The 23,214-nt window shown below is 61.8% G+C and carries 24 protein-coding genes; 9 read left to right on the top strand and 15 right to left on the bottom strand.

Features of this window, described 5'->3' with window-relative positions; translation table 11 throughout:
• Positions 1–2: 2 nt before the first annotated feature.
• Complete coding sequence (leuC, locus tag JMJ54_RS07100; RefSeq protein WP_203537244.1) at positions 3–1,412, bottom strand: 3-isopropylmalate dehydratase large subunit; 1,410 nt, start codon at positions 1,410–1,412, stop codon at positions 3–5.
• A gap of 208 nt (positions 1,413–1,620) precedes the next feature.
• Here leuC and JMJ54_RS07095 point away from each other — a divergent pair, with 208 nt between their 5' ends.
• The 3 genes from JMJ54_RS07095 to JMJ54_RS07085 are packed head-to-tail and all read left to right on the top strand — an operon-like array spanning position 1,621 to position 3,156.
• Positions 1,621–2,415, top strand: coding sequence for a helix-turn-helix transcriptional regulator (locus JMJ54_RS07095; protein WP_308437984.1), 795 nt, complete (start codon positions 1,621–1,623; stop codon positions 2,413–2,415).
• 18 nt (positions 2,416–2,433) lie between these two features.
• Complete coding sequence (locus JMJ54_RS07090) at positions 2,434–2,868, top strand: ribonuclease domain-containing protein (protein WP_203537243.1); 435 nt, start codon at positions 2,434–2,436, stop codon at positions 2,866–2,868.
• A gap of 9 nt (positions 2,869–2,877) precedes the next feature.
• Entirely contained in the window at positions 2,878–3,156 is a 279-nt protein-coding gene (locus JMJ54_RS07085) for a barstar family protein (RefSeq protein WP_203537242.1), read from the top strand.
• A 31-nt stretch (positions 3,157–3,187) separates the two neighbouring features.
• Here the strand turns inward: JMJ54_RS07085 and JMJ54_RS07080 are convergent, their stop codons facing one another.
• The gene (locus JMJ54_RS07080) at positions 3,188–4,003 is read right to left on the bottom strand and encodes a ferritin-like domain-containing protein (protein ID WP_203537241.1); all 816 of its coding nucleotides are present in this window, start codon (positions 4,001–4,003) and stop codon (positions 3,188–3,190) included.
• A 123-nt stretch (positions 4,004–4,126) separates the two neighbouring features.
• Here JMJ54_RS07080 and JMJ54_RS07075 point away from each other — a divergent pair, with 123 nt between their 5' ends.
• Positions 4,127–4,447, top strand: a complete 321-nt coding sequence (locus tag JMJ54_RS07075; RefSeq protein WP_203537240.1) for a helix-turn-helix domain-containing protein — start codon at positions 4,127–4,129, stop codon at positions 4,445–4,447.
• Between the two features lie 53 nt (positions 4,448–4,500).
• Here JMJ54_RS07075 and JMJ54_RS07070 read toward each other — a convergent pair whose 3' ends face one another.
• Positions 4,501–5,361, bottom strand: coding sequence for a radical SAM protein (locus JMJ54_RS07070; protein WP_203537239.1), 861 nt, complete (start codon positions 5,359–5,361; stop codon positions 4,501–4,503).
• Positions 5,358–5,807, bottom strand: a complete 450-nt coding sequence (locus JMJ54_RS07065) for a universal stress protein (protein ID WP_203537238.1) — start codon at positions 5,805–5,807, stop codon at positions 5,358–5,360. The genes JMJ54_RS07070 and JMJ54_RS07065 overlap by 4 nt, the downstream gene beginning before the upstream one ends.
• 115 nt (positions 5,808–5,922) lie before the next feature.
• Here JMJ54_RS07065 and JMJ54_RS07060 point away from each other — a divergent pair, with 115 nt between their 5' ends.
• The 5 genes from JMJ54_RS07060 to loiP all read left to right on the top strand — a co-directional run bounded on the left by JMJ54_RS07060 (position 5,923) and on the right by loiP (position 10,332).
• Positions 5,923–6,378 (top strand): acyl-CoA thioesterase, encoded by a 456-nt coding sequence (locus JMJ54_RS07060; protein ID WP_203537237.1) that lies wholly within the window; start codon positions 5,923–5,925, stop codon positions 6,376–6,378.
• Positions 6,356–6,769, top strand: coding sequence for a TerB family tellurite resistance protein (locus JMJ54_RS07055; RefSeq protein ID WP_203537236.1), 414 nt, complete (start codon positions 6,356–6,358; stop codon positions 6,767–6,769). The genes JMJ54_RS07060 and JMJ54_RS07055 overlap by 23 nt, the downstream gene beginning before the upstream one ends.
• A 119-nt stretch (positions 6,770–6,888) precedes the next feature.
• Positions 6,889–8,682 (top strand): methyl-accepting chemotaxis protein, encoded by a 1,794-nt coding sequence (locus JMJ54_RS07050; protein WP_203537235.1) that lies wholly within the window; start codon positions 6,889–6,891, stop codon positions 8,680–8,682.
• A gap of 288 nt (positions 8,683–8,970) precedes the next feature.
• Positions 8,971–9,456 carry a DNA-deoxyinosine glycosylase gene (locus tag JMJ54_RS07045; protein ID WP_203537234.1) on the top strand — a complete coding sequence of 162 codons (486 nt, stop codon included), beginning with the start codon at positions 8,971–8,973 and terminating at the stop codon, positions 9,454–9,456.
• A 120-nt stretch (positions 9,457–9,576) separates the two neighbouring features.
• On the top strand, positions 9,577–10,332 hold the full coding sequence (gene loiP, locus JMJ54_RS07040) for a metalloprotease LoiP (RefSeq protein WP_203537233.1): 756 nt from the start codon (positions 9,577–9,579) through the stop codon (positions 10,330–10,332).
• 79 nt (positions 10,333–10,411) lie between these two features.
• Here the strand turns inward: loiP and sucD are convergent, their stop codons facing one another.
• From sucD to sdhC, 11 genes are all read right to left on the bottom strand, one after another.
• Entirely contained in the window at positions 10,412–11,296 is an 885-nt protein-coding gene (sucD, locus tag JMJ54_RS07035) for a succinate--CoA ligase subunit alpha (RefSeq protein ID WP_203537232.1), read from the bottom strand.
• 29 nt (positions 11,297–11,325) lie between these two features.
• Positions 11,326–12,489, bottom strand: a complete 1,164-nt coding sequence (gene sucC, locus JMJ54_RS07030; RefSeq protein ID WP_203537231.1) for an ADP-forming succinate--CoA ligase subunit beta — start codon at positions 12,487–12,489, stop codon at positions 11,326–11,328.
• Positions 12,490–12,553: 64 nt separating this feature from the next.
• A complete protein-coding gene (gene lpdA, locus JMJ54_RS07025) occupies positions 12,554–13,987 on the bottom strand; it encodes a dihydrolipoyl dehydrogenase (RefSeq protein ID WP_203537230.1) in 1,434 nt (477 codons plus the stop codon).
• 70 nt (positions 13,988–14,057) lie between these two features.
• Positions 14,058–15,287, bottom strand: a complete 1,230-nt coding sequence (odhB, locus tag JMJ54_RS07020) for a 2-oxoglutarate dehydrogenase complex dihydrolipoyllysine-residue succinyltransferase (protein ID WP_203537229.1) — start codon at positions 15,285–15,287, stop codon at positions 14,058–14,060.
• Positions 15,288–15,350: 63 nt separating this feature from the next.
• Entirely contained in the window at positions 15,351–18,164 is a 2,814-nt protein-coding gene (locus tag JMJ54_RS07015) for a 2-oxoglutarate dehydrogenase E1 component (protein WP_203537228.1), read from the bottom strand.
• A gap of 96 nt (positions 18,165–18,260) precedes the next feature.
• Entirely contained in the window at positions 18,261–19,547 is a 1,287-nt protein-coding gene (gltA, locus tag JMJ54_RS07010) for a citrate synthase (RefSeq protein ID WP_203537227.1), read from the bottom strand.
• A gap of 43 nt (positions 19,548–19,590) precedes the next feature.
• Complete coding sequence (locus tag JMJ54_RS07005; RefSeq protein ID WP_203537226.1) at positions 19,591–19,836, bottom strand: FAD assembly factor SdhE; 246 nt, start codon at positions 19,834–19,836, stop codon at positions 19,591–19,593.
• A 26-nt stretch (positions 19,837–19,862) separates the two neighbouring features.
• Positions 19,863–20,573: a succinate dehydrogenase iron-sulfur subunit gene (locus tag JMJ54_RS07000; protein WP_070525598.1), complete on the bottom strand. Its 711-nt coding sequence runs from the start codon at positions 20,571–20,573 to the stop codon at positions 19,863–19,865.
• A 13-nt stretch (positions 20,574–20,586) separates the two neighbouring features.
• Complete coding sequence (gene sdhA / locus JMJ54_RS06995) at positions 20,587–22,359, bottom strand: succinate dehydrogenase flavoprotein subunit (protein WP_203537225.1); 1,773 nt, start codon at positions 22,357–22,359, stop codon at positions 20,587–20,589.
• Positions 22,359–22,706, bottom strand: coding sequence for a succinate dehydrogenase, hydrophobic membrane anchor protein (sdhD, locus tag JMJ54_RS06990; protein WP_203537224.1), 348 nt, complete (start codon positions 22,704–22,706; stop codon positions 22,359–22,361). Before sdhD ends, sdhA begins: the two co-directional genes overlap by 1 nt.
• Positions 22,700–23,074 (bottom strand): succinate dehydrogenase, cytochrome b556 subunit, encoded by a 375-nt coding sequence (sdhC, locus tag JMJ54_RS06985; protein ID WP_203537223.1) that lies wholly within the window; start codon positions 23,072–23,074, stop codon positions 22,700–22,702. The genes sdhD and sdhC overlap by 7 nt, the downstream gene beginning before the upstream one ends.
• Between the last annotated feature and the right edge of the window lie 140 nt (positions 23,075–23,214).

Here is a 23,214-nt window from a genome sequence, read left to right as displayed (position 1 = left end):
GGTCACGCAAAAGTGCGCACATCGACGAAATGGCCGGCAATCGCCGCAGCTGCGGCCATTTCCGGACTGACGAGGTGGGTACGCCCCCCCTGCCCCTGGCGCCCTTCGAAATTGCGGTTGCTTGTCGACGCGCAACGCTCGCCCGGCTCGAGCCGGTCGGCATTCATCGCCAGGCACATCGAACAGCCCGGCTCGCGCCACTCGAAACCGGCCTCAAGAAAGACCTTGTCGAGCCCTTCGGCTTCGGCCTGCGCCTTCACCAGACCCGAGCCCGGTACGATCATCACCAGCTTGACCGAATCGGCCTTCTTCTTGCCCTTGACCACCGACGCCGCGGCGCGCAGGTCTTCGATCCGCGAATTGGTGCACGAACCGATGAACACCTTGTCGACCGGAATCTCGGTGATCGGCGTATTGGCGCTCAAGCCCATGTATTGCAAGGCACGCTCGTAACTGCCCTTCTTCACCGCATCGCTTTCCGCGGCAGGATCGGGCACGCGGCCGTTGACCGACAGCACCTGCTCGGGCGACGTACCCCAGGTCACTTGCGGCTCGATGTCTTCGGCTTTGAGTTCGACCACGGCGTCGAACACGGCACCGTCGTCGGACACCAGCGTGCGCCAGTTGGCGACCGCGGCATCCCATTGTTCTGCATTCGGCGCGAACGGACGGCCTTTCACGTAGTCGATCGTCGTCTGGTCGACGGCGACCATGCCGGCACGGGCACCCGCCTCGATCGCCATATTGCACAAGGTCATCCGGCCTTCCATCGACAGGCCGCGGATCGCGCTGCCACCGAATTCGATCGCATAGCCGGTGCCGCCTGCGGTGCCGATCTTGCCGATGATCGCCAGTGCTACGTCCTTGGCGGTCACGCCACGGCCGAGCTGGCCATCGACGCGTACCAGCATCGCCTTGGACTTCTTGGCCACCAGACATTGCGTCGCAAGTACGTGCTCGACTTCCGAGGTCCCGATGCCATGCGCCAGTGCGCCAAAGGCGCCGTGCGTCGACGTGTGGCTGTCACCACAGACGACGGTCATTCCCGGCAGGGTCGCACCGCTTTCCGGACCGACCACGTGCAGGATGCCCTGATGCTTGTCCTTGAACGGGTAGTAAACGAGCGCGCCGAATTCCTTGATGTTGGCGTCGAGCGTCTCGACCTGCTGGCGCGAAATCGGGTCCTTGATGCCCTCGTCCCAGTGATCGGTCGGGGTATTGTGGTCCGGCGTCGACACCACCGAATTCGCGCGCCACAGCGTGCGACCGGCGAGTTTGAGTCCCTCGAACGCCTGCGGGCTGGTCACTTCGTGAACCAGATGGCGATCGATATAAAGCAGACAGGTCCCATCGGCTTCCTCGCTGACGATGTGCGAGTGCCAGAGTTTGTCGTAAAGCGTCTGTGCGGCCATATTCGTTCCAGGGAAGAACCGTGTTTCCACGGTGAGATCATACCGCGCTGCCGGCGCGACGGCGTGAGCTGGATCACGCGACGGCAACCACCGCAGGTGGGGGAAAACAGCTGTCTTGCCACCCGATGCAGGCAAGATTAGAAGGGTTTGGATACTGGAACAAGTTTAGCACTTATACTGGTATCAACAGTAACAGCCAGGGCCTGCCGTGTCCGCCAGCGCATCGATCCGCCGCAAGGAACTCGGCGACTTCCTCATGAACCTGCGCCAGCAGTGCGAACCCGCCGCCTTCGGCTTTCCGGCCGGCGCCCGGCGGCGCACCGCCGGCCTGCGCCGCGAGGAAGTCGCGCAGCTCTGCGACATCAGCCCGACCTGGTATACCTGGATCGAACAGGGGCGAGACATCAGTGTCTCGGCCGACGCACTCAACCGGTTGGCGGTCGCGCTGCGCATGGACCGGTCCCAGCGCGCCTACCTGTTCGAGCTTGCGGGCCGGCACGACCCGCAACAGCCGCGCGCCGAACACGACGTGTCGCCCGGTGTCATCGAGGCTGCGGTACACGGCTATGCCGGCCCGGCCTACGTACTCGGACGACGCTGGGACGTACTCACGTGGAATGCCGCGGCGGCAAGGCTGTTCGGCCCGTGGATGGCCGCCGACGCCGCCCCCAACCTGCTCAACTTCGTCTTCCTCGACCCGGCCGCGAGAACGCTGGTGGTCGATTGGGAAGTACGAGCCCGCCGGCTGGCGGCCGAATTCCGCGCCGACACGCGTGCCAGTGTCGATGATGCCGATCTGATCGAACTGGTCAGCCAGTTGTCGCAGGCCAGCCCGGATTTCGCTGAATACTGGCGTCGCCATGACGTGCTTGAACGGCAAGGGGGCGAGCGCGCCTTCGCCCACGCCGTCGACGGCCTGCTCGTCTATCATCAACTGTCGTTCAAGCTCGTCGACCACGAAGCACTGAAACTGGTGCTGCTGACCCCGCTCGATGCCCGCTGATCCATCACCGGACCCGCCATGCGCCTTCCCTTGCTCGGCTTGCTACTGACCCTGACCGTGCCCGCGTTCGCCGCGCTCCCGCGCTGCGACGACGTCGCCGCAACCCTTGCCACCTCGCAAAAACTCGATCGCAGCGAACTCGCAACGGCACTCGACACGCTGGCGCGCAACGGGCGCCTGCCCGAGCGCTACGTCACCAAGCGCGATGCACAGACCGCGGGCTGGCAACCGGGCCGCGACCTCTGGCAGGTCTTACCCGGGCATTCGATCGGTGGCGACCGCTTCGGCAACCGGGAGCAACGGCTTCCGCAAGGCCAGTACCGCGAAGCCGATCTTGACTATCGCGGTGGCAAACGCGGCGCCAAGCGCCTCGTGTTCGAGCCACGTGGCCGGCGCTTCGTCACGGTCGACCACTACCGGACTTTTACCGAACTGCCCGCCTGCCAGCCGTAAGGACCCAAAATGACCACGCATTGCAACGTGCTGCTGCACGACATCCGCAATATGGACGACGTTTATGATCAACTGGGCCGGCAATTGCCGCTACCTGCCCATTTCGGCCGCAACCTCGATGCCCTGTTCGACTTCCTGACCGTTGATGCGGCAGGACCGCTCACACTGAACTGGCCCGATGCCGCCGACGCACGTACCCACCTTGGCACCGAACGCCATGCCGCCCTGCTGGCCACCTTGCGTGACGCCGCCGACGAACGTAGCGATCTGCAGCTCAGAATCGGCTGATGGCAACCTCAAATCTGAGCGACCTGCACCATCAAACCAGCTTGATCGACTCGATCAGTTCAAGCTCTTCTTCAGTGAATCCGGCTGCACGACGCGCCGGATAGTTCAGCTTGCCACGCGGCAACACCGCATCGTAATCGCGCAGCAGACCGACAAAGGTCGGTACCGGATCAAGCCCGCGCTGCGTGCAACACCAGTGAAACCAGCGGTTGCCGATCTGCACATGACCGACTTCATCGCGCAGGATGATGTCGAGAATCTCGCACGCACGGTGATCGCCACTTTGCTTCAGCTTCTCGCGGATGCCCGGGGTTACATCCAGCCCGCGCGCCTCCAGGATTCTGGGCACCAAGGCCATGCGTGCCATCACGTCGTCGTCGGTTCTGACCGCCATTTCCCACAAGCCGTTGTGCGCGGGAAAGTCGCCGTAGGCGTAACCAAGGCTGACAAGATGCTCGCTGAGCAGCGTGAAATGCAGCGACTCCTCACGCGCCACCTGCAACCAATCACGATAGTAAGCTTCGGGCATGCCATCGAATCGGCACACCGCATCCAGCGCCAGATTGATGGCGTTAAACTCGATGTGAGCAATCGCATGCAACAGCGCGGCGCGCCCCTCCAAAGTATGGATGGACCGGTTGGCAAGCGCGGTTGGCGCCACCAGAACCGGTCGCGCCGGGCGGCCGGGAACCGCAATGCGACCGATATTCATCCCCCCGGATCCGACCTGTAAATCATTATTAAAATCATTAACTTGCCCCACCTTTCGCGTCGGATCCTCTTCCATGAGCGCGCGGAAGGCAGAACGTTGCTTATCAATACAATCAATTTCAGAATCAAGCGACATATAGTTGCGTTACTAAATCACATGTTCATAAGGAAATACTTACGTGTATGCAAATGGCCCTCGTCTTTATGATGGCGTCAAGGTTTAAGCCGTCATGCCGCCGTACTAAGAGGAGTCCGCCAAATGAAAGAAACCACCCCGAACCCGCGCGAAGTTCGCCGCCGTCTTGGTCTGAATCAACAGGAATTCTGGAGCAAGATCGGTGTGACGCAAAGCGGTGGTTCCCGCTATGAAAGCGGTCGCAATATGCCGCGCCCGGTGCGGGAACTGCTCCGTGTCGTCCACATCGAAGAAGTCGACCTCGGCAAGATCAACCGCGAGGACTACCTGATTCTCGAGTACCTCAAGGAAATGAAGCCGGAGCTGTACGAAACGCTGCGCCTCGCCGCCACGCGCGACCGCGAGCCGATTCACCTGCAGTCGGCCCAGGCCGGCGCACGCTGAAGCGCCCGCCATCCGGCCACGAAAAGCCCCGCTCTCGCGGGGCTTTGTCATGCTCAGAGGCTCAAGCGTACGCTCAGTCCCAGACCCTCGATCCGCGCGGCCAGTGCCTGCATCCATTCGCCCGGTGCCGCCGATAAACGTGGCGCCTCGATCTGCATGGACGGGCGCGCCAGGCCGTACAGCAGGACGCCCTGCAGCGTCACGCCCGAAGCGCAAAGCGACGCCAGATAGTCCAGATAGGCATCCTGCACGGCCTTATCCGGCAAGGCGCCGTCGATTGCGAACATACAGGTCTGCAACCACGTCGGACAACGGCTTGACGCGGCGGCCAGATGTTCGCGCACCGCCGAAGCCTTGAGCTGGACCTGATTGACGGCGCTGAATCCGTCCTGCGGCGCACGATCGAGCTTGTACCAGACCTCGCCGCCCAAACCGGCCATTGCTGCAATGGCTTGCTGCACGGCGGGCTTGTACAACTGGCTGCCATTGGTAATCAGCACCAGTTTGATTTTTCCGGTCAATCCGAAGCGGGCCATCACGCGCCCGACCAGCGCCACCGCCTCCGGAAACGCCGCACTCATCGTCGGCTCGCCATTGCCCGAAAAAGCAATATCGTTCAGCCGACGCGCGCCCTCCGACACCCGCTCGCGCATGAAATCGCCGTGGACGACATCGTCGAGCATCGCGACCAGCTCTGTTTCGAGCTGGCGGAGATCGATCGGCGGCGGACCGCCGCGCTGCAGGTCCGGAACCTGGCAATAGACGCAACGCCAGTTGCAGGCGTTGTTCGGATTCAGGTTGATGCCCACCGACACACCGCCGGCACGCCGGGACACCACGGGATAGACGTAGGTCAGGCCAGCCGTGTCGCGCGCGTGATCGTCGACACGCAATCGGCCGTCTTGCAGTTTCATTCCGCTTTGGCCCTGACCAGCAGTACCGGCACCGGCGTGATGTGAATGACGCCCTCGGCAACGCTGCCGAGCAGCATGTGCGTCAGGCCACCGTAGCCGTGGGTACCCATCACGATCAGCTGGGCCTGCCACTTGTCGGCTTCTTCGACGATGGCCCGTGCCAGATTCCCGCCCCAGGCTTCGAGCAGTTCTACTTCGACCTCGACGCCTGCCGCCGTGAGGACCTCGCCCTGCTGATCCAGCACTCGCTGCCCCGCGCGGCGCAAGGCCTCCTGCAATTGCGGCACGTCGAGAAACTCGTTCGCGCTCCAGGCAAATTGGGCCAGATCGATCACATGCACGATCTTCACCTTGGCACGCTGGTTGCACGCGACCTTCACTGCCTCGCGCAACGCGGCAGCGCTGGTTTCACTATCGTCCACCGGTACCAGAATACGGTCGTACATGGTCTTCCCCAATCGGATGAGCTTACTTCAAGTTTAGCAGAACACCCCCCATTGCGGCCCCATGGGGGCACGCATACACTGGAACGCCCATACCAATAAAAGCATTGCCACACCAATGCCCCGCCTCAAACTCACCCTGCCTGCACAAGCGGATTTCCACTGCGCGCTGGCGGTCCGTGTGACCGACCTGAACTATGGCGGCCATCTTGGCAATCAGGCGCTGCTCGGGCTGCTGCACGAAGCGCGTCTGCAATATCTGCTGGCACTCGGATTCGACGAGCTTGGCACCGATGCGTGCCCGGGCCTGATTCAGTGCGACGCTCTCGTTTCGTTTCGTGGCGAGGCCTTTCTGGGCGACTTGCTGACCATAAAACTTACAGCGACAGACTTCGAACGCACCCACTTCGATCTGTATTACGAAGTACGCACCAATGACAGATTGATTGCCCAAGCCAAGACCAATCTGGCATTTTTCGACTACCGCACGCGAAAAACAGCAGCCATCCCCGAGACCTTCCTCGCGGCACTGGCCTTACAAAGGACGAAAAATGAAGAAATACGCGAACAATAGCCCGGAGGCGATGGCACGCCTGCTCGTACTGCAAATGATGTGCGATGGCAATTTCGACCCGGAAGAGCTCGACCAGCTCGAACACCTGCGCGTGTATGAAGTACTGGGGATCAGCCGCAAGCGCTTCATCGAAGTCGTCCACGACTACTGTAACGACTTGTCGGACGAAGCCGACGAAGCCGGCACGATCAAACTGATCGACCGCGAGCGTATCGACGATCTGCTCGACACCATCGACGATCCGAAAAAGCGCGTCCTTGTCGCCGCGATCGCCCTCGACATCGCCAAGGCCGACGACGATTTCAGCGCAGTGGAACTCGCCGTCTTCCGCCACATGCTGCAGCGCTGGCACCTGTCGCTCGAGCACCTGCAGGCCGCGCTGTCCGCCTGATCCTTCGGCCCGATTAAAGTTTGCGCTGATCGGGCCGAAGTAAAAGCAATAACCATAAGAAAACAGCCACAGCTACACACATTTACGCCCAAGGCGTAATGCTCGGGGAGATCGAGAAAATGAGCGCTCACGGCTTTCATACAGCGCTGGAACGCCACGTCCTGCCGACGCTGGCTCGCAAGTTCGCCTTTCTGTACCTGTTCGCACTGGTACCCGTCATTACACTGCTCGCGGTCTATACCGCCGAAAGCCAGCTGGCCGAAGCGGCTGCCGGCTTGCGTCTCGATGCGGCAGCAAGCAGCGCGCTGATCGCACCGCTCGGTTCGGTCCGCGTCGTTTGCTGGACGATGCTGGTGCTGATGCTGGTGCTGGTCACCGTCCAGTACCTGTACTTCAACTTCTGGATTACCCGGCCGATTCAGCGCATCACCACCGTGTTCACCGAAGTCTCCAGCGGCGAAGGCGATCTGTCGGTCGACGTGCCGGTGATCACCTGTGACGAGATCGGCAAGCTGGCCGGCACGTGCAACCGTTTTCTCGCGCGGCAGCGCGATACGATCGCCAGCGTCCAGTCGATGACCGTCGGCATTGCCCTCGAAGCGGCCAAGTCGATGAAGAACATCAAGGACTCGGCAACGTCGACCAAGCAGCAGGATCAGCTGGCGCAAGGGGTCGTCGAAGCCAGCAATGCCACCACCACCGGCATCAACCAGGTCTCGCAGCGCACGCAGGCGATCTCGGAAACCACCGGGCAGAATCTGGAACTCGCGCACGCATCGTATGCCGAGCTGCAGGACGTGACCGAGCGGATCAACGCGATCACCACCAAGATCGAAAACTTCAACAGTACCGTCGACGGCCTGAACCAGCGCTCGGCCAGCATCAAGACCATCGTTGATCTGATCAAGGAAATCTCGGGGCAGACCAATCTGCTGGCACTGAATGCCGCGATCGAAGCGGCGCGCGCCGGGGAAGCAGGCCGCGGTTTTGCCGTCGTCGCCGATGAAGTGCGCAAGCTGGCCGAGAAAGTGCACGTCGCCACCGACAACATCTCGCACGACATCGACAGCATGCTGGGCCAGGTTGCCGAAACGCAGACCGAAACGGTGCAGATCACCCACGACGCCAAGCTGACCCACGAAGTGGTGGCCAAGGCCTCGGGTCAGTTCGCCAAGATGATGAGCGATTTCGAGAACACCAGCGAAGCCCTGACCGGCATCGCTGCGACGCTGAAAGAGTTCACCGAAGCCAACAACACGGTCAACGCCAACGTGTCGGAAATCCACCAGCTCTCGCTGGCTGTCAACGAGCGGATGACACGCTCCGCCCAATCGTCGCAGGACCTGTCGAGCGCGACCGAGAAGGTTCAGGAAATGATCGGCCGCTTCATCGTCGGCCAGGGCGAACTCGACGCCGCCATTCAGCGTGCCGGACGTTATCGCGACCGGATCGTCGACAAGCTCGCGGAATTCAGCCAGCGCGGCATCGACATCTTCGACCAACGCTACCAGCCGATTGCCGGCACCACGCCGCCCAAGTTCCGCACCGGTTATGACGGCCTGTTCGAAAAGGAAATCCAGCCGCTTTACGACGCCTTGGTGCGCGAAACCAGCGGCGGCAAGTTCTCGCTGGCGACCGACACCAACGGCTACGGTGCAACCCATAACAGCTGGTACTCCAAGCCGGCGACCGGCGATCCGGCCGTCGACCTGCTCAACAGTCGCGACAAGCGGATATTCAACGATCCGGCCGGCCTGCGCGCAGCCCGCAATACCCAGCGCTTCCTGTTGCAGACCTATGTACGCGATACCGGTGAAATTATGACCGAGCTCGACTTGCCGATCCATGTCAGCGGCAGACATTGGGGCGGTCTGCGGCTGGGCTTTGACGCCAGCGAACTGATCAAGGCCTGAGCATCATTCGAAGCGCGGCATCATCACCGACCTCTGTCCTGCGCCAATGGCGTACAAAAAAAAGCCACCCGAACAAGGTGGCTTTTTTCATGGGGTGCTGGTTCAGCGGAACAGATAGCTGTAACGTTGTTCAAGCATTGCTTGGGCTTTGCGTTCGATTTTCTTCAGCAACTTGCGCATGGTTTTACTCCTGAATGTTTGGTAGTTTTGTTACCTGAATTATCGACAAAAATAAGAATGTAAACTACATAACTATTCACACGTCTTGTCACCCGGCACCACCTCATCATGCTGAAAACCGGCCTCGCCCCCGTCATTGACAGCCGAACGCGGCTACTGATTCTCGGCAGCCTGCCCGGCGATGCCTCGCTGGCAGCGCAAGCGTATTACGCCCACCCCCGCAACGCCTTCTGGCCGATCATCAGCGAACTGACCGGGACTGAACTGCTCGCGCAACCGTACGAAACACGGCTCGCACGTCTGCTCGACCTCAGGATCGGTCTCTGGGACGTGATCGGTCGGGCCACGCGGCAAGGCAGCCTAGATCAGGCGCTGCGTGATGTCGAAACCAACCCGCTCATCGCCCTGATTGCCCGCATGCCCGAACTCCGCGCCGTGGCCTTCAACGGCCAGGCGGCCTATCGGCTCGGCCACCGGCAGATTCCGTCCACGCTGGCCTGCATCGCCCTGCCCTCGACCAGCCCGGCCCACACCATGCCGTTGCAAGCCAAGATCGATGCCTGGCTGTGCTTGCGCACCTGTCTTGCATCGTGAGTCATCAACTCGAACGAATGCGATACCATTGGTAGAAACATGGCGAAAGCACGGATGGTTTTCCATCCGTGTTTCGACTAGATTGCTACCGATTGAATTCATTTACCGCATGGAGTTGAAATGAGTATTCGCTTTACATCCGCGACCGTCGCCGCGGCCGTTCTGGCCCTGTCGGGCTGTGCCCAGATGGACACCAACGCGCTGCTGCAATCAGGCAGCTCTGCCGCTCAGGCGGCCATGCTGACCGACGCCGATGTTCAGAAACTGTCGGTCCAGTCGTGCCAGCAGCAGGACGCCCAGTCCAAGATCGCGCCGGCGAACAGCACTTACGCCAAGCGCCTGAACAACGTGATGAAGGGACTGCCGACCAGCGTCAATGGTGCCCCGCTGAACTTCAAGGTCTACCAGACCAAGGACGTGAACGCATGGGCAATGGCCAACGGTTGCGTACGTGTCTACAGCGGCCTGATGGACCTGATGACCGACGATGAAGTCCGTGCGGTACTCGGCCACGAAATCGGCCACGTCGCACTGGGCCACACCAAGAAGGCCGCGCAGGTCGCCTACGGTGTTGCCGCCGCACGCGGCGCGGTCGGTGCCGTCGGTGGTGCCACGGTCAACGCCCTGAGCAAATCCCAACTGGCCGATCTGGCAGAGCAACTGGTCAACGCCCAGTTCTCGCAGAGCCAGGAAAGCGCCGCTGATGATTATTCGTTCGACCTGCTGAAGAGCAAGGGCTACAACCCGCAGGCGCTGGTGACCAGCTTCCAGAAGCTGGCCAAGCTCGATGGCGGCAACAGCAGCATCATGAGCTCGCATCCGGCATCCGCCGACCGCGCCAAGCACATCCAGGACCGGATCAACAGCGGCAAGTAAACCGGCACTCCCGGCCGCTCTCCTGCACAAACAAAAACGCCACCCGAAGGTGGCGTTTTCTTTTCACGCTTTAGCGTGATCAGATCATGTTCTTGCTTTTCAGCAGTTCGAACATGGTCTTGCCGAGTTCGGCCGGGCTGCGGGTGTAGGCGATGCCTGCACGCTCGAACGCGGCGAACTTCTCTTCTGCCGTACCCTTGCCGCCGGAGATGATCGCACCGGCGTGGCCCATGCGCTTGCCCTTCGGCGCGGTGACGCCGGCAATGTAGCCGACAACCGGCTTGGTCACGTAGGACTTGGCGAACTCGGCTGCTTCTTCCTCGGCCGAGCCACCGATTTCGCCGATCATGATGATCGCGTCGGTATCCGGATCGTCCTGGAACAGCTTCAGCGCGTCGATGTGGCTGGTGCCCGGGATCGGGTCGCCGCCGATGCCGATGCAGGTCGACTGACCCAGACCCAGCGCGGTGGTTTGCGCCACGGCTTCGTACGTCAGCGTGCCCGAACGCGACACGATGCCGATGCGACCCGGCTGGTGGATGTGCCACGGCATGATGCCGATCTTGCACTCGCCCGGGGTGATGATGCCGGGGCAGTTCGGGCCGATCAGGCGGATGCCGGCTTCGTCGACGGCCTTCTTCACGTACAGCATGTCGAGGGTCGGCACGCCTTCGGTGATGCAGACGATCAGCTTCACGCCGCTGTCGATCGCTTCGAGGATCGAGTCCTTGGCAAACGGTGCCGGCACGTAGATCACCGAAGCATCAGCCTGGGTCTGGCGCACGGCGTCCTTCATGGTGTTGAACACCGGCAGGCCGAGGTGCTCTGCACCGCCCTTGCCCGGGGTCACGCCACCGACGACCTTGGTGCCGACCTTCAGCGCCTGCTCGGCGTGGAAGGTACCGTTCTTGCCGGTGAAGCCTTGCACCAGCACTTTCGTATCTTTGTTGACCAAAACGCTCATTGGTTTATTCCTTATCCGTATGCAGGTGATCAGGCCAGCGCGGCGACGATCTTCTCGGCCGCGTCGTTCAGGCCCTGGGCCGAAGTCAGCTTCAGGCCCGATTCGTCGAGCAGCTTGGCGCCGAGTTCGGCGTTGTTGCCTTCCAGACGAACCACGACCGGCACGGTCACGTTCACTTCCTTGACGGCGGCGATGATCGCTTCGGCGATCATGTCGCAACGGACGATGCCGCCAAAGATGTTGATCAGCACGCCCTTGACCGATTCGTCGGCCAGGATCAGCTTGAACGCTTCGATCACGCGCTCCTTGGTTGCGCCACCGCCGACATCGAGGAAGTTGGCCGGCTGGCCGCCTTTGAGCTTGATGATGTCCATCGTGGCCATGGCCAGACCGGCGCCGTTCACCATGCAGCCGATGTTGCCTTCCAGCGCCACGTAGTTCAGTTCGAACTCCGACGCCTTCACTTCACGCTCGTTTTCCTGCGACTTGTCGCGTTGCGCCAGCAGTTCCGGGTGACGGTACAGGGCGTTGGAGTCGAGGTTGATCTTGCCGTCGACGCAAGCCAGTTCGCCGTTTTCACGCAGCGCCAGCGGGTTCACTTCGAACAGCGCGAAGTCGTTCTCGATGAAGGCCTTGGCCGCACCGAGGAACAGCTTGGTGAATGCAGCGATTTGCGGGCCTTGCAGACCGAGCGCGAACGCAGCGTCGCGGCCCTGGAACGGCTGAGCGCCGACCAGCGGATCGATCTCGATCTTGATGATCTTTTCCGGGGTTTCTTCGGCAACCTTCTCGATCTCGACGCCACCTTCGGTCGACACCATGAACACGACGCGCTGGCTCGAACGATCGACCACGGCGCCCAGATACAGCTCGCGCTGCACCGGGTACATGTCTTCACACACCAGCACCGAGTGCACCGGCTGGCCGGCTGCGTCGGTCTGGTAGGTCACCAGATTGGTGCCGATCAGCGACTTGGCCACTTCGGCAGCTTCTTCGCGGCTCTTCACCACCTTGACGCCACCGGCCTTGCCGCGGCCACCGGCGTGAACCTGGGCCTTCACCACGGCGAACTTGCCGCCGAGGGTGTCGTAAGCGGCAGCAGCTTCTTCAGCGCTGTTCGCCAGAATGCCCTTCTGTACCGGCAGGCCGTACTGGGCCAGCAGTTCCTTGGCTTGATACTCGTGGAGATTCATCTCTTTAAATCCTTTGTGAGGAGAGGTGTTGGGTGCGGGCGGCCCCTGGCAGCCCGCAAAAAAATCAGCTGTGCAGACCGCGCTTGTCGCAACCCAGCGCCGCTTCGTGCATGGCTTCGGACAGCGACGGATGAGCGTGGACGATGCGCGCGATGTCTTCGGACGAGGCCTGGAATTCCATGGCAACGACCGCTTCGGTGATCAGCTCGGACGCATGTGCGCCAATGATGTGCACACCGAGGATACGGTCGGTCTTGGCATCGGCGAGCATCTTGACGAAGCCCTTGGAGTCGCCCAGCGCCAGTGCGCGACCGTTGGCCGAGAACAGGAACTGACCCTTCTTGTACTCGACGCCTTCGGCCTTCAGCTGCTGCTCGGTCTTGCCGACCCATGCGATTTCCGGGTTCGTGTAAATCACCCAAGGAATTACGCCGAAATCGACGTGCGGGTGCTGACCGGCGATGCGCTCGGCCACGGCCACACCCTCTTCGGACGACTTGTGCGCCAGCATCGGGCCACGCACCACGTCACCGACCGCCCAGACGTTCGGCAGGTTGGCACGGCACTCGTCATCGACTTCGACCTGGCCACGCTCGTTGATCTTGAGACCAACCGCTTCGGCGCCCAGATTGTCGGTGTTCGGCACGCGGCCGATGGCGACGATGAGCTTGTCGAAGACGTTCTTCTGTTCCGCGCCGCTGGCGTCGGTCCAGTTCACGCTCACGTCTTTCTTGCCGACCTTGATGTCGCCAAGCTTGATGCCGGTATGGATATCCAGACCGGTGTCCTTGGTGAAGAGCTTGAAGGCTTCCTTGGCCACCTGTTCGTCGGCAGCACCGAGGAAAGTCGGCGCAGCTTCGAGCACGGTCACTTCCGCACCGAGGCGCTTCCACACCGAGCCCATTTCCAGACCGATGACGCCGCCACCGATCACGCCCAGCTTCTTCGGCACTGCCGGAATTGCCAGCGCGCCTTCGTTATCGAGCACCAGCTGGTTGTCGACCGGTACGCCCGGCAGCTGCCGGACCTTGGAACCGGTTGCAATGATGACGTGCGTCGCCTCGATCAGGTCGACCTTGTCGCCGTCCTTGATCTCGATCTGGTAGCGATCGCCAACGCGTGCCTTGAAGCTGCCGTAGCCAAGGAACGAGGTCACCTTGTTCTTGCGGAACAGGAAGGTGATGCCGCCGGTGTTCTTGTTGACGATGTCCTGCTTGCGCGCCAGCATTTTGGCGACGTCGAACTTGACCGAACCGGCCGTGATGCCGTGCTCGGCAAAGCCGTGCAGCGTGTTGTGATAGTTCTCGGACGATTGCAGCAGCGCCTTGGACGGAATGCAGCCGACGTTCAGGCAGGTGCCGCCCAGGCTGGCCTTGCCGTCGGCGTTCTTGGTCGCGTCGATGCACGCCGTACTGAAGCCAAGCTGTGCCGCACGGATCGCCGCCACGTAGCCGCCGGGGCCGCCGCCGATGACGACGACGTCGAATTGTTGAGCCATGTTGTTTTCCTAAGCTGATGCGAGCCGTGCTCGCGCGTGTCGGGCGGGCTTCCCCCCGCCCGTTCCGGAATTACAGGTCCAGCAGCAGACGGGCCGGGTCTTCGATCGCTTCCTTGATCGCGACCAGCGACAGCACGGCTTCGCGGCCGTCGATGATCCGGTGGTCGTACGATTGCGCCAGATACATCATCGGCCGGGCGACGATTTCACCGTTTTCGACCACGGCACGTTCCTTGGTGGCGTGCATGCCGAGGATCGCCGATTGCGGCGGGTTGATGATCGGGGTCGACATCATCGAACCGAACGTACCGCCGTTCGAGATCGTGTAGGTGCCACCGGTCAGCTCTTCGATACCGAGCTTGCCTTCCTGCGCGCGCTTGCCGAAGTCGGCGATGGTCTTCTCGATGTCGGCCAGGCTCAGCTGGTCGGCGTTGCGGATCACCGGCACGACGAGGCCGCGCGGCGAACCGACGGCAACACCGATGTCGAAGTAGCCGTGGTAAACGATGTCGTTACCGTCGACCGACGCGTTGACGATCGGATACTTCTTCAGCGCGTGCACGGCCGCCTTGACGAAGAAACCCATGAAGCCGAGCTTCACGCCGTGTTCCTTCTCGAAACGGTCCTTGTACTTGTTGCGCAGGTCCATCAACGGCTTCATGTTGACTTCGTTGAAGGTCGTCAGGATGGCGTTGGTCTGTTGCGACTGCAGCAGGCGCTCGGCAACACGCTGGCGCAGGCGGCTCATCGGCACGCGCTGTTCGGCGCGCTCGCCAGCGGCAACCGGTGCGGCCGCGGCAGCAGCCGGTGCTGCCGGCTTGGCCAGCGCGTTCTGCACGTCTTCTTTCAGTACGCGACCACCACGGCCCGTACCCTCGACCTTCGACGCATCGAGGCCTGCGTCGGCGGCGAGCTTTTTCGCTGCCGGCATCACTGCCGAGCCAAAACCCAGTGCCGAGGCCGGGATGCCGGCCGAAGCGGCAACCGCTTCGAGCCGCTGTTGCTGCTCGACGATTTCGGCGCTTGGCTGCGACACGGCCGGCGCAGCTGCGGCAACCTGCGCTTCGGTATCGATGGTGGCGATCAGGTCGTTGCTGCCCACGGTCGCGCCTTCTTCCAGCACGATGGACACCAGCACACCGGCTTGCGGTGCCGGAATTTCCAGCACGACCTTGTCGGTTTCGATGTCGATCAGGTTTTCGTCACGCGCAACGGCTTCGCCGACTTTCTTCTTCCAGGTCAGCAGCGTGGCTTCGGCCACGGATTCCGGCAGCTGCGGCACTTTGACTTCGATGATCATTACGATTTCTCCAATTGGTTCCGGCTTGCGGCAGATCGGGACGGCAACGCCGTCCCGCGGAAATTAAAATGTCAGCGCTTCGTCGACGAAGGCCTTGAGCTGGGCGTTGTGCTTGCTCATGTAGCCCACGGCCGGCGATGCCGACGACGGACGACCCGCGTACTTGAGTTCCTGCTTCGGCAAGGTGCAGCCTTCGAGCCGGTGGCGGATCTGGTGCCAGGCACCCTGATTGCGCGGCTCCTCCTGGACCCAGACCACTTCGCGGGCGTTCGGATACTTCTCGAACTCGGCCTGCAGTTCTTCGGTCGGGAACGGATACAGCTGCTCGACGCGGATGATGGCGATGTCCTTGATCTCGCGCTCGGCACGTGCCGTGGCGAGGTCGTAGTACACCTGACCGGCGCAAACGAGGATGCGCTTGACCTTCTTGGCATCGAGTTCGGCGGTATCGCCGATCACGCTGCGGAACGCACCGCTGCTGAACTGTTCGATCGGGCTGGCGGCAAACTTCGCCTTCAGCAGCCGCTTGCTCATGATGATGATCAGCGGCTTGCGGACCGGACGCAGCATCTGGCGACGCAGCACGTGGAAGATCTGGCTGGCTTCGGACGGCTGCACGACCTGGACGTTGTGCTCGGCACACAGCTGCAGATAGCGCTCGACGCGCGCCGAGCTGTGCTCCGGGCCCTGGCCGTCATAGCCGTGCGGCAGCATCATCGTCAGACCGCACAGACGGCCCCACTTGGTTTCGCCCGAGGTGATGAACTGGTCGATCACGACCTGCGCGCCGTTGGCGAAGTCACCGAACTGCGCTTCCCAGATCACCAGCTCTTCCGGCGCCGACGAGGCATAGCCGTATTCGAACGCCAGCACCGCTTCTTCGTTCAGGATCGAGTCGATGACGGTGAAGTGCGCCTGGCTGTCCGACAGGTGCTGCAGCGGAATGTAGGCGCCCTGGTCCCACTTCTCGCGGTTCTGGTCGTGCACGACCGCATGGCGATGGTTGAAGGTGCCGCGACCCGAGTCTTCACCCGAAATCCGCACGGCATAACCTTCGGTCACCAGCGTGGCGTAGGCAAGCGACTCGGCCATGCCGAAGTCGACCGGCGCATTGCCGGCGACCATCTCGCCGCGTTCGCGCAGGATCTTCTCGACGTTGGCGCGCAGCTTGAAGTTCTCCGGCACGGCGTTGAATTTTTCAGCCAGACGCTGCAGACCGCCCAGACGCACCGCGGTGTCGACCGGATGGCGCCAGTGGTTGCCCATGTACTTGCCGAAATCGATGGCGAAGTTGCGCTTGTAGTCGGTCAGCGTGGTTTGCTCGACGTGTTCGCCGCGGTCCAGCGCCGCGCGATACGCGTCGATCATTTCGCTGGCTTCGGCTTCGGACACGATGCCTTCGGCCACCAGACGGTCGGCGTACTTCTTGCGCACGCCCGGGTGCTGGCCGATCTTCTTGTACATCATCGGCTGCGTGACGAACGGATCGTCCGCCTCGTTGTGGCCCCAGCGACGGAAGCAGACGATGTCGATGACCACGTCCTTGCGGAAGGTCTTGCGGTACTCCATCGCGGCCTCGATCACCAGACACACGGCCTCCGGATCGTCGCCGTTGACGTGGAATACCGGTGCTTCGACCATCTTGGCGATGTCGGTACAGTACAAGGTCGAGCGGTTGTCGCGGACGTCCGAGGTGGTGAAGCCGACCTGGTTGTTGACGACGATGTGCACGGTACCGCCGGTACCGTAACCGCGCGTCTGCGACAGGTTGAACGTGCCCTGATTGGTGCCCAGACCGATGAAGGCCGAGTCGCCGTGGATCAGGACCGGCAGGACCTGCTCGCCGGTCTTGTCGTTGCGGCGCTGCTGACGTGCGCGCACCGAGCCGACGACGACCGGGTTGACGATTTCAAGGTGGGACGGGTTGAACGCGAGGCTCAGGTGCACCGGGCCGTTGGCGGTCGGAATGTCGCTCGAGAAGCCCATGTGGTACTTCACGTCGCCCGACGCCAGCTGCGTGGTGTAACGGCCTTCGAATTCGCTGAACAAGTCACGCGGCTGCTTGCCGAGGATGTTCACCAGCATGTTCAGACGGCCACGGTGGGCCATGCCGATCACGATTTCCTGCACGCCGCTGGCACCGGACAACTGGGTCAGGTAGTCCATCGCCGGAATCAGCGAGTCGCCGCCTTCGAGCGAGAAGCGCTTCTGGCCAACGTACTTCTTGTGCAGGTACTGCTCGAGCGTTTCCGCAGCGGTGACCTGCTTGAGAATGCGCTTTTTCTGACCGGCATTGTATTGCGACGTCGAACGACGCGACTCGAACCATTGCTGGACCCAGTGCTTTTCGTCCGAACGGGTGATGTGCATGTACTCGAGGCCGATGCTGCCGCAGTACGTCTGCTTCAGGAAGGACAGTACCTCGGCGAGCGAGGCCTTTTCCATACCGGCGATGTTGGTACCGAACACCTTGGCCTGGTCGGCATCCGAGAAGCCGTGATGCTTAGGATCGAGCTCGGCCACGTAGGCCTGGTCCATCCGGCGCAGCGGGTCGAGCGCTGCGTTGCGGCTACCGAGTACGCGGTAGGCGGAAATCAGTCGCAGCAGGTTGATCTGCTGGCGCACCGCCTTCTCGTCGGCAGCACCCGCGGCAGCGACGATGCGCGGCTTGCGGGCCATCTGGCGGAATGACTCCTCGATCGGCGCACGCGGCACATCGCGCTCGATCGCACCGGCCGTTTGCTGCAGCCGGTCGAAATACTCGCGCCATTTGCCGTCCACCGACGTCGGATCGGCGAGGTACTGTTCGTACAGTTCCTCGATAAACGGTGCATTCCCGCCGAAGAGGTGAGAATTAACCTGATACTCGGTCATCATTGTGGTTCTGTCCTGTCTATCTAGCCAGACGCAGCGGGTCTTGCGCCCTGCTGCTATGGTATTGCGCCGCCCTGTTGGGGCGGCGCATCCACGCGGTTAACCGCGATTTTTGATATCTACGTAGTCGCGACGCGGCGAGCCGGTGTACAGCTGGCGCGGACGGCCGATCTTCATTGCCGGATCCGAAATCATTTCGTTCCAGTGGCTGATCCAGCCGACGGTACGGGCCAGCGCGAAGATCACCGTGAACATCGACACCGGAATGCCGAGCGCGGTCAGCACGATGCCCGAGTAGAAGTCGACGTTCGGGTACAGCTTGCGCTCGATGAAGTACGGGTCTTCCAGCGCGATCTTTTCCAGCGCCATCGCCAGCTTGAACTTCGGATCGTTTTCGAGGCCGAGTTCCTTCAGCACTTCGTCGCAGGTCTCTTTCATGATCGCTGCGCGCGGGTCCATGTTCTTGTAGACGCGGTGACCGAAGCCCATCAGCTTGTGGGTCTTGTTCTTCACGCCTTCCATGAAGGCCGGAACGTTCTCGACCGAACCGATCTCGTCGAGCATCTTCAGTACGGCTTCGTTGGCGCCGCCGTGCGACGGGCCCCACAGGCAGGCGATACCGGCGGCGATACATGCGAACGGGTTGGCACCCGACGAACCGGCCAGACGCACGGTCGAGGTCGACGCGTTCTGCTCGTGGTCGGCATGCAGGATCAGGATGCGATCAAGCGCCTTCACCAGCACCGGGTTCGGCTCGTACGGCTCGCACGGCGTCGAGAACATCATGTGCAGGAAGTTGGCGGTATAGCCGAGGTCGTTGCGCGGGTATTCGAACGGCAGACCCTGGTTGTAGCGGTAGCACATCGCGGCGATCGTCGGAATCTTCGAGATCAGGCGGTAGATCGCCACGCGGCGGTGTTCCGGATCGGCGATGTCGAGGCTGTCCTGGTAGAACGCCGACAGCGCGCCAACGACACCGACCATCATCGCCATCGGGTGCGCGTCACGGCGGAAGCCCTGGAAGAAGCGGGTCATCTGGTCGTGCACCATGGTGTGCTTGGTCACGACGCGGACGAAGTCTTCCTTCTGCTGCTTGGTCGGCAGTTCGCCGTAGATCAGCAGGTAGCACGATTCGAGGTAGTCCGAATGCTCGGCCAGCTGCTCGATCGGGTAACCGCGGTAGTAGAGTTGGCCAAGGTCACCGTCGATGTAGGTGATCTGCGACTCGCACGCCGAGGTAGCGAGGAAACCCGGGTCGAAGGTGAACATGCCGGTCTTCGAAAAGGCACGGATATCGACCACGCTCGGACCGAGCGTTGCCGGCAGCACCGGCAGATCGATCGACTGTTCACCGTTCTTGTACGTCAGGGTGACCTTGTTTTCCATCTCTATAGGCTCCAGGTTGGGTGCGGGATCGGGCCCGCTACCGTTATCGTTGTGCTGCGCGGATGCGCTCGATCATCGGCTCGAGTCGCGCATCGGGACACGCGCTCGCACCGTTCACGTAGGCCAGGAAATCCTGGTCGGGAAGCAGGAGCACGTCACCGTACAGCGCCAGCTCGGTGTCCGACAGCGTCGGCAGCACCTCGGCAACGAAACGCTCCAGCTGCAGGTCCAGCTCCAGCAGGCCGCGACGCGAGCGCCACAGGATGCGTTTCAGTTCGACTTCGTCCATCGCTTGCTTTCCTGTTGCACGCCCGTTCAGGCGATGCGCTTGACCATCAGGTCCTTGATCTTGCCGATTGCCTTGGTCGGATTGAGTTCCTTCGGGCAAACGTCGACGCAGTTCATGATCGAATGGCAACGGAACAGCCGGTAAGGGTCTTCCAGATTATCCAGACGCTCGTTGGTCGCCGTATCGCGGGTATCCGCAATGAAGCGATAGGCGGCGAGCAGGCCGGCCGGGCCGACGAACTTGTCCGGGTTCCACCAGAAAGAAGGACAGGACGTCGAGCAGCACGCGCACAGGATGCATTCGTACAGGCCGTTCAGCTCTTCACGGTCTTCCGGCGATTGCAGGCGCTCGCGATCCGGCGCCGGCGTGTCGTTGATCACGTACGGCTTGATCGAGTGGTACTGCTTGAAGAACTGCGTCATGTCGACGATCAGGTCGCGCACCACCGGCAGACCCGGCAGCGGACGGATCTGGATCGGCTGCTTGAGCGTGTCGATGTCGGTCACGCAAGCCAGGCCGTTCTTGCCGTTGATGTTCATCGCGTCCGAACCGCAGACGCCTTCGCGGCACGAGCGGCGGAACGAGATCGCGTCGTCGACGACCTTGAGCTTGACCAGTGCGTCGAGCAGCTTGCGGTCGGTCGAATCGAGTTCGACGGTGTAGTCCTTCATGTACGGCTTCGCGTCCTTTTCCGGATCGAAGCGGTAGATGCTGAATTTGACGGTACGGGTAGTCATTGATGCATTCCCCTCAGTAGGAGCGGGTCTTCAGGGCGATCGTATCGACCGACAGCGGCTTCATGGTCACCGGCTTGTACTTCAGCTGGTTGCCATCGCGGTGCCACAGCGTGTGCTTGAGCCAGTTGGCATCGTCACGGCCGTTCGGGCGTTCCGGGGTATCTTCTGCGTCGTCACGGACGTGGGCACCGCGCGATTCGGTGCGGGCATCGGCCGAAATCATCGTCGCCTTGGCGACTTCGATCAGGTTTTCGAGCTCCAGCGCTTCGAGACGGGCGGTGTTGAAGGTCTTGGACTTGTCGGCGATCTCGATGGTCTTGACCATCTTTTCGACTTCCAGAATCTTCGCCACGCCTTCGGCAAGCATGTCCTTGAAGCGGAACACGCCGCAGTGCTTCTGCATCGTTGCCTGCATTGCGGCACGGGCATCGTTGACCTGCGTACCGTTGCTCTGCTGGTTCAGACGCTCGACGCGGGCGAGCGAACGCTCGACATCGGCCATCGCCAGCACCGGCAGATCCTTCGGCGCCGTCTTGATGAAGTCGATCATCGAGTTGCCCGAGCTCTTGCCGAACACCAGCAGGTCGAGCAGCGAGTTGGTGCCGAGGCGGTTGGCGCCGTGCACCGAGGCGCAAGCGACTTCGCCGGCGGCGTAGAAACCGGTCACCGGCTTCTCGTCGACGATGACTTCGCCCTTGTAGTTGGTCGGAATACCGCCCATCTGGTAGTGGCAGGTCGGCACGACCGGGATCGGCGCCTTGATCGGGTCAACGTTGGCGAACTTGATCGAGATTTCGCGGATGCCCGGCAGCTTGGACTTGATGACTTCCGGGTCCAGGTGGGTAATGTCGAGCAGCACGTGATCCTTGTTCGGACCGCAACCGCGGCCTTCGTTGATCTCGGTAACCATGGCGCGCGATACGACGTCACGCGAGGCCAGATCCTTGGCGTTCGGTGCGTAACGCTCCATGAAACGCTCGCCAGCCGAGTTACGCAAGATGCCGCCTTCGCCGCGAACGCCTTCGGTAATCAGTACACCGGCACCGGCAACACCGGTCGGGTGGAACTGCCAGAATTCCATGTCTTCGAGCGGAATGCCCGCACGGGCCGCCATGCCGAGGCCGTCACCGGTGTTGATAAAGGCATTGGTCGACGAGGCGAAGATGCGCCCGGCGCCACCGGTCGCGAACAGCGTGGCCTTGGCCTGGAATACGTAGACTTCCGACGTTTCCATTTCCATGGCGACGACGCCCTGGACATTGCCCTGCTCGTCGCGCACCAGATCCAGCGCCATCCATTCGACGAAGAACTGGGTGTTGGCACGCACGTTGCGCTGGTACAGCGCATGCAGCATGGCGTGGCCGGTACGGTCAGCGGCCGCACAGGCGCGACGGACCGGCTTCTCGCCGAAGTTCGACATGTGACCGCCGAACGGGCGCTGATAGATCGAGCCATCGGCATTGCGGTCGAACGGCATGCCGAAGTGCTCGAGCTCGACGACGACATTCGGCGCTTCGCGGCACATGAACTCGATCGCGTCCTGGTCGCCGAGCCAGTCGGAACCCTTGACGGTGTCATACATGTGCCAGTGCCAGTGATCGGGCTCGGAATTGCCGAGCGACGCCGATACGCCACCTTGCGCCGCAACGGTGTGCGACCGGGTCGGGAACACCTTGGACAGAACGGCGGTCTTCAGACCCGCCTCGGACAATTGCAGCGCTGCGCGCAGGCCCGCGCCGCCGGCACCGACGATGACTGCATCGAACTTACGAACCGGAACCGACATTACGCACCCCACACGACTTTAACCGAGTAAACAAAGCTGGCAACGAGCCAGAGGATCGTCAGCACATGCAGCGTCAGACGCACGCCGGTGTGATAGGCGTAATCCATCCAGATGTCGCGGGTACCGACCCAGGCATGCCACAACAGCGCGACAACGGTCACGGTGGTCAGCACCTTGACCCAGGTACAGGCAAACAGCGCTTGCCAGGCTTCGAACGACGCGCCCGAAGCGAACAGCACGAATGCGGCAACGGCGATACCGTAAACCAGCATGATGACGGCAGTCACACGCTGCACCAGCCAGTCGCGCAAACCGTAATGCGCACCGACAACCTTGCGATTTACCATGCCACCACCCCGATTACGACAGTAAGAGTCAGGCTGACCGCCATGACGAGCTTGGCGCTGAAACGCGCCGTCGGCAGATCGACACCCTTATGAATATCCATCAGCAGGAAGCGGGTACCGGCACAGGCGTGGTGCAACAAGCCCCAAAGCACGACCAGCAGACCGAGCTTGACGACGGGATTGCCGATACAGGACTTGAAGGCGGCAAAGCGCTCGGCGGAGGACAATGAACCTTCCAGCGCGTACAGAATGAAAGGAATCGAAAGAACCAGCAGCGCACCACTGATGCGGTGCAGACCGGACACGATGGCAGGCAGGGGAAACCTGATCTGCCTTAGGTCCAAATGCTTGGGACGAGTTTTTTTCATTCGCGCTTATCCTCTCCGTGCGTTGAAGCCGGCTTTCGCCAGCACCTTGTATAAAACCGCCGCCGTAACGGCAGACGACATTCTGTCAAACCCGGACCGGGCGCACACTGCGGCTTTCCCGACCCTTCCCAAAACCGTAC

This window comes from Jeongeupia naejangsanensis, assembly GCF_016865585.1.
In the GTDB taxonomy this organism is placed as follows: Bacteria; Pseudomonadota; Gammaproteobacteria; order Burkholderiales; family Chitinibacteraceae; genus Jeongeupia; species Jeongeupia naejangsanensis.
This window is presented reverse-complemented; position numbering and strand designations above follow the sequence as displayed.

Excerpts from the sequence above, each read along its gene's own strand:
- sdhC (WP_203537223.1), bottom strand. The coding sequence starts at position 23,074 with ATGAAAAAAACTCGTCCCAAGCATTTGGACCTAAGGCAGATCAGGTTT.
- JMJ54_RS07075 (WP_203537240.1), top strand. The coding sequence starts at position 4,127 with ATGAAAGAAACCACCCCGAACCCGCGCGAAGTTCGCCGCCGTCTTGGT.
- JMJ54_RS07000 (WP_070525598.1), bottom strand. The coding sequence starts at position 20,573 with ATGACTACCCGTACCGTCAAATTCAGCATCTACCGCTTCGATCCGGAA.
- JMJ54_RS07015 (WP_203537228.1), bottom strand. The coding sequence starts at position 18,164 with ATGATGACCGAGTATCAGGTTAATTCTCACCTCTTCGGCGGGAATGCA.
- sucD (WP_203537232.1), bottom strand. The coding sequence starts at position 11,296 with ATGAGCGTTTTGGTCAACAAAGATACGAAAGTGCTGGTGCAAGGCTTC.
- sucC (WP_203537231.1), bottom strand. The coding sequence starts at position 12,489 with ATGAATCTCCACGAGTATCAAGCCAAGGAACTGCTGGCCCAGTACGGC.
- JMJ54_RS07065 (WP_203537238.1), bottom strand. The coding sequence starts at position 5,807 with ATGTACGACCGTATTCTGGTACCGGTGGACGATAGTGAAACCAGCGCT.
- sdhD (WP_203537224.1), bottom strand. The coding sequence starts at position 22,706 with ATGGTAAATCGCAAGGTTGTCGGTGCGCATTACGGTTTGCGCGACTGG.
- odhB (WP_203537229.1), bottom strand. The coding sequence starts at position 15,287 with ATGATCATCGAAGTCAAAGTGCCGCAGCTGCCGGAATCCGTGGCCGAA.
- lpdA (WP_203537230.1), bottom strand. The coding sequence starts at position 13,987 with ATGGCTCAACAATTCGACGTCGTCGTCATCGGCGGCGGCCCCGGCGGC.
- sdhA (WP_203537225.1), bottom strand. The coding sequence starts at position 22,359 with ATGTCGGTTCCGGTTCGTAAGTTCGATGCAGTCATCGTCGGTGCCGGC.
- JMJ54_RS07045 (WP_203537234.1), top strand. The coding sequence starts at position 8,971 with ATGCTGAAAACCGGCCTCGCCCCCGTCATTGACAGCCGAACGCGGCTA.
- leuC (WP_203537244.1), bottom strand. The coding sequence starts at position 1,412 with ATGGCCGCACAGACGCTTTACGACAAACTCTGGCACTCGCACATCGTC.
- JMJ54_RS07085 (WP_203537242.1), top strand. The coding sequence starts at position 2,878 with ATGACCACGCATTGCAACGTGCTGCTGCACGACATCCGCAATATGGAC.
- JMJ54_RS07060 (WP_203537237.1), top strand. The coding sequence starts at position 5,923 with ATGCCCCGCCTCAAACTCACCCTGCCTGCACAAGCGGATTTCCACTGC.
- JMJ54_RS07055 (WP_203537236.1), top strand. The coding sequence starts at position 6,356 with ATGAAGAAATACGCGAACAATAGCCCGGAGGCGATGGCACGCCTGCTC.
- JMJ54_RS07050 (WP_203537235.1), top strand. The coding sequence starts at position 6,889 with ATGAGCGCTCACGGCTTTCATACAGCGCTGGAACGCCACGTCCTGCCG.
- JMJ54_RS07070 (WP_203537239.1), bottom strand. The coding sequence starts at position 5,361 with ATGAAACTGCAAGACGGCCGATTGCGTGTCGACGATCACGCGCGCGAC.
- loiP (WP_203537233.1), top strand. The coding sequence starts at position 9,577 with ATGAGTATTCGCTTTACATCCGCGACCGTCGCCGCGGCCGTTCTGGCC.
- JMJ54_RS07005 (WP_203537226.1), bottom strand. The coding sequence starts at position 19,836 with ATGGACGAAGTCGAACTGAAACGCATCCTGTGGCGCTCGCGTCGCGGC.
- JMJ54_RS07090 (WP_203537243.1), top strand. The coding sequence starts at position 2,434 with ATGCGCCTTCCCTTGCTCGGCTTGCTACTGACCCTGACCGTGCCCGCG.
- JMJ54_RS07080 (WP_203537241.1), bottom strand. The coding sequence starts at position 4,003 with ATGTCGCTTGATTCTGAAATTGATTGTATTGATAAGCAACGTTCTGCC.
- gltA (WP_203537227.1), bottom strand. The coding sequence starts at position 19,547 with ATGGAAAACAAGGTCACCCTGACGTACAAGAACGGTGAACAGTCGATC.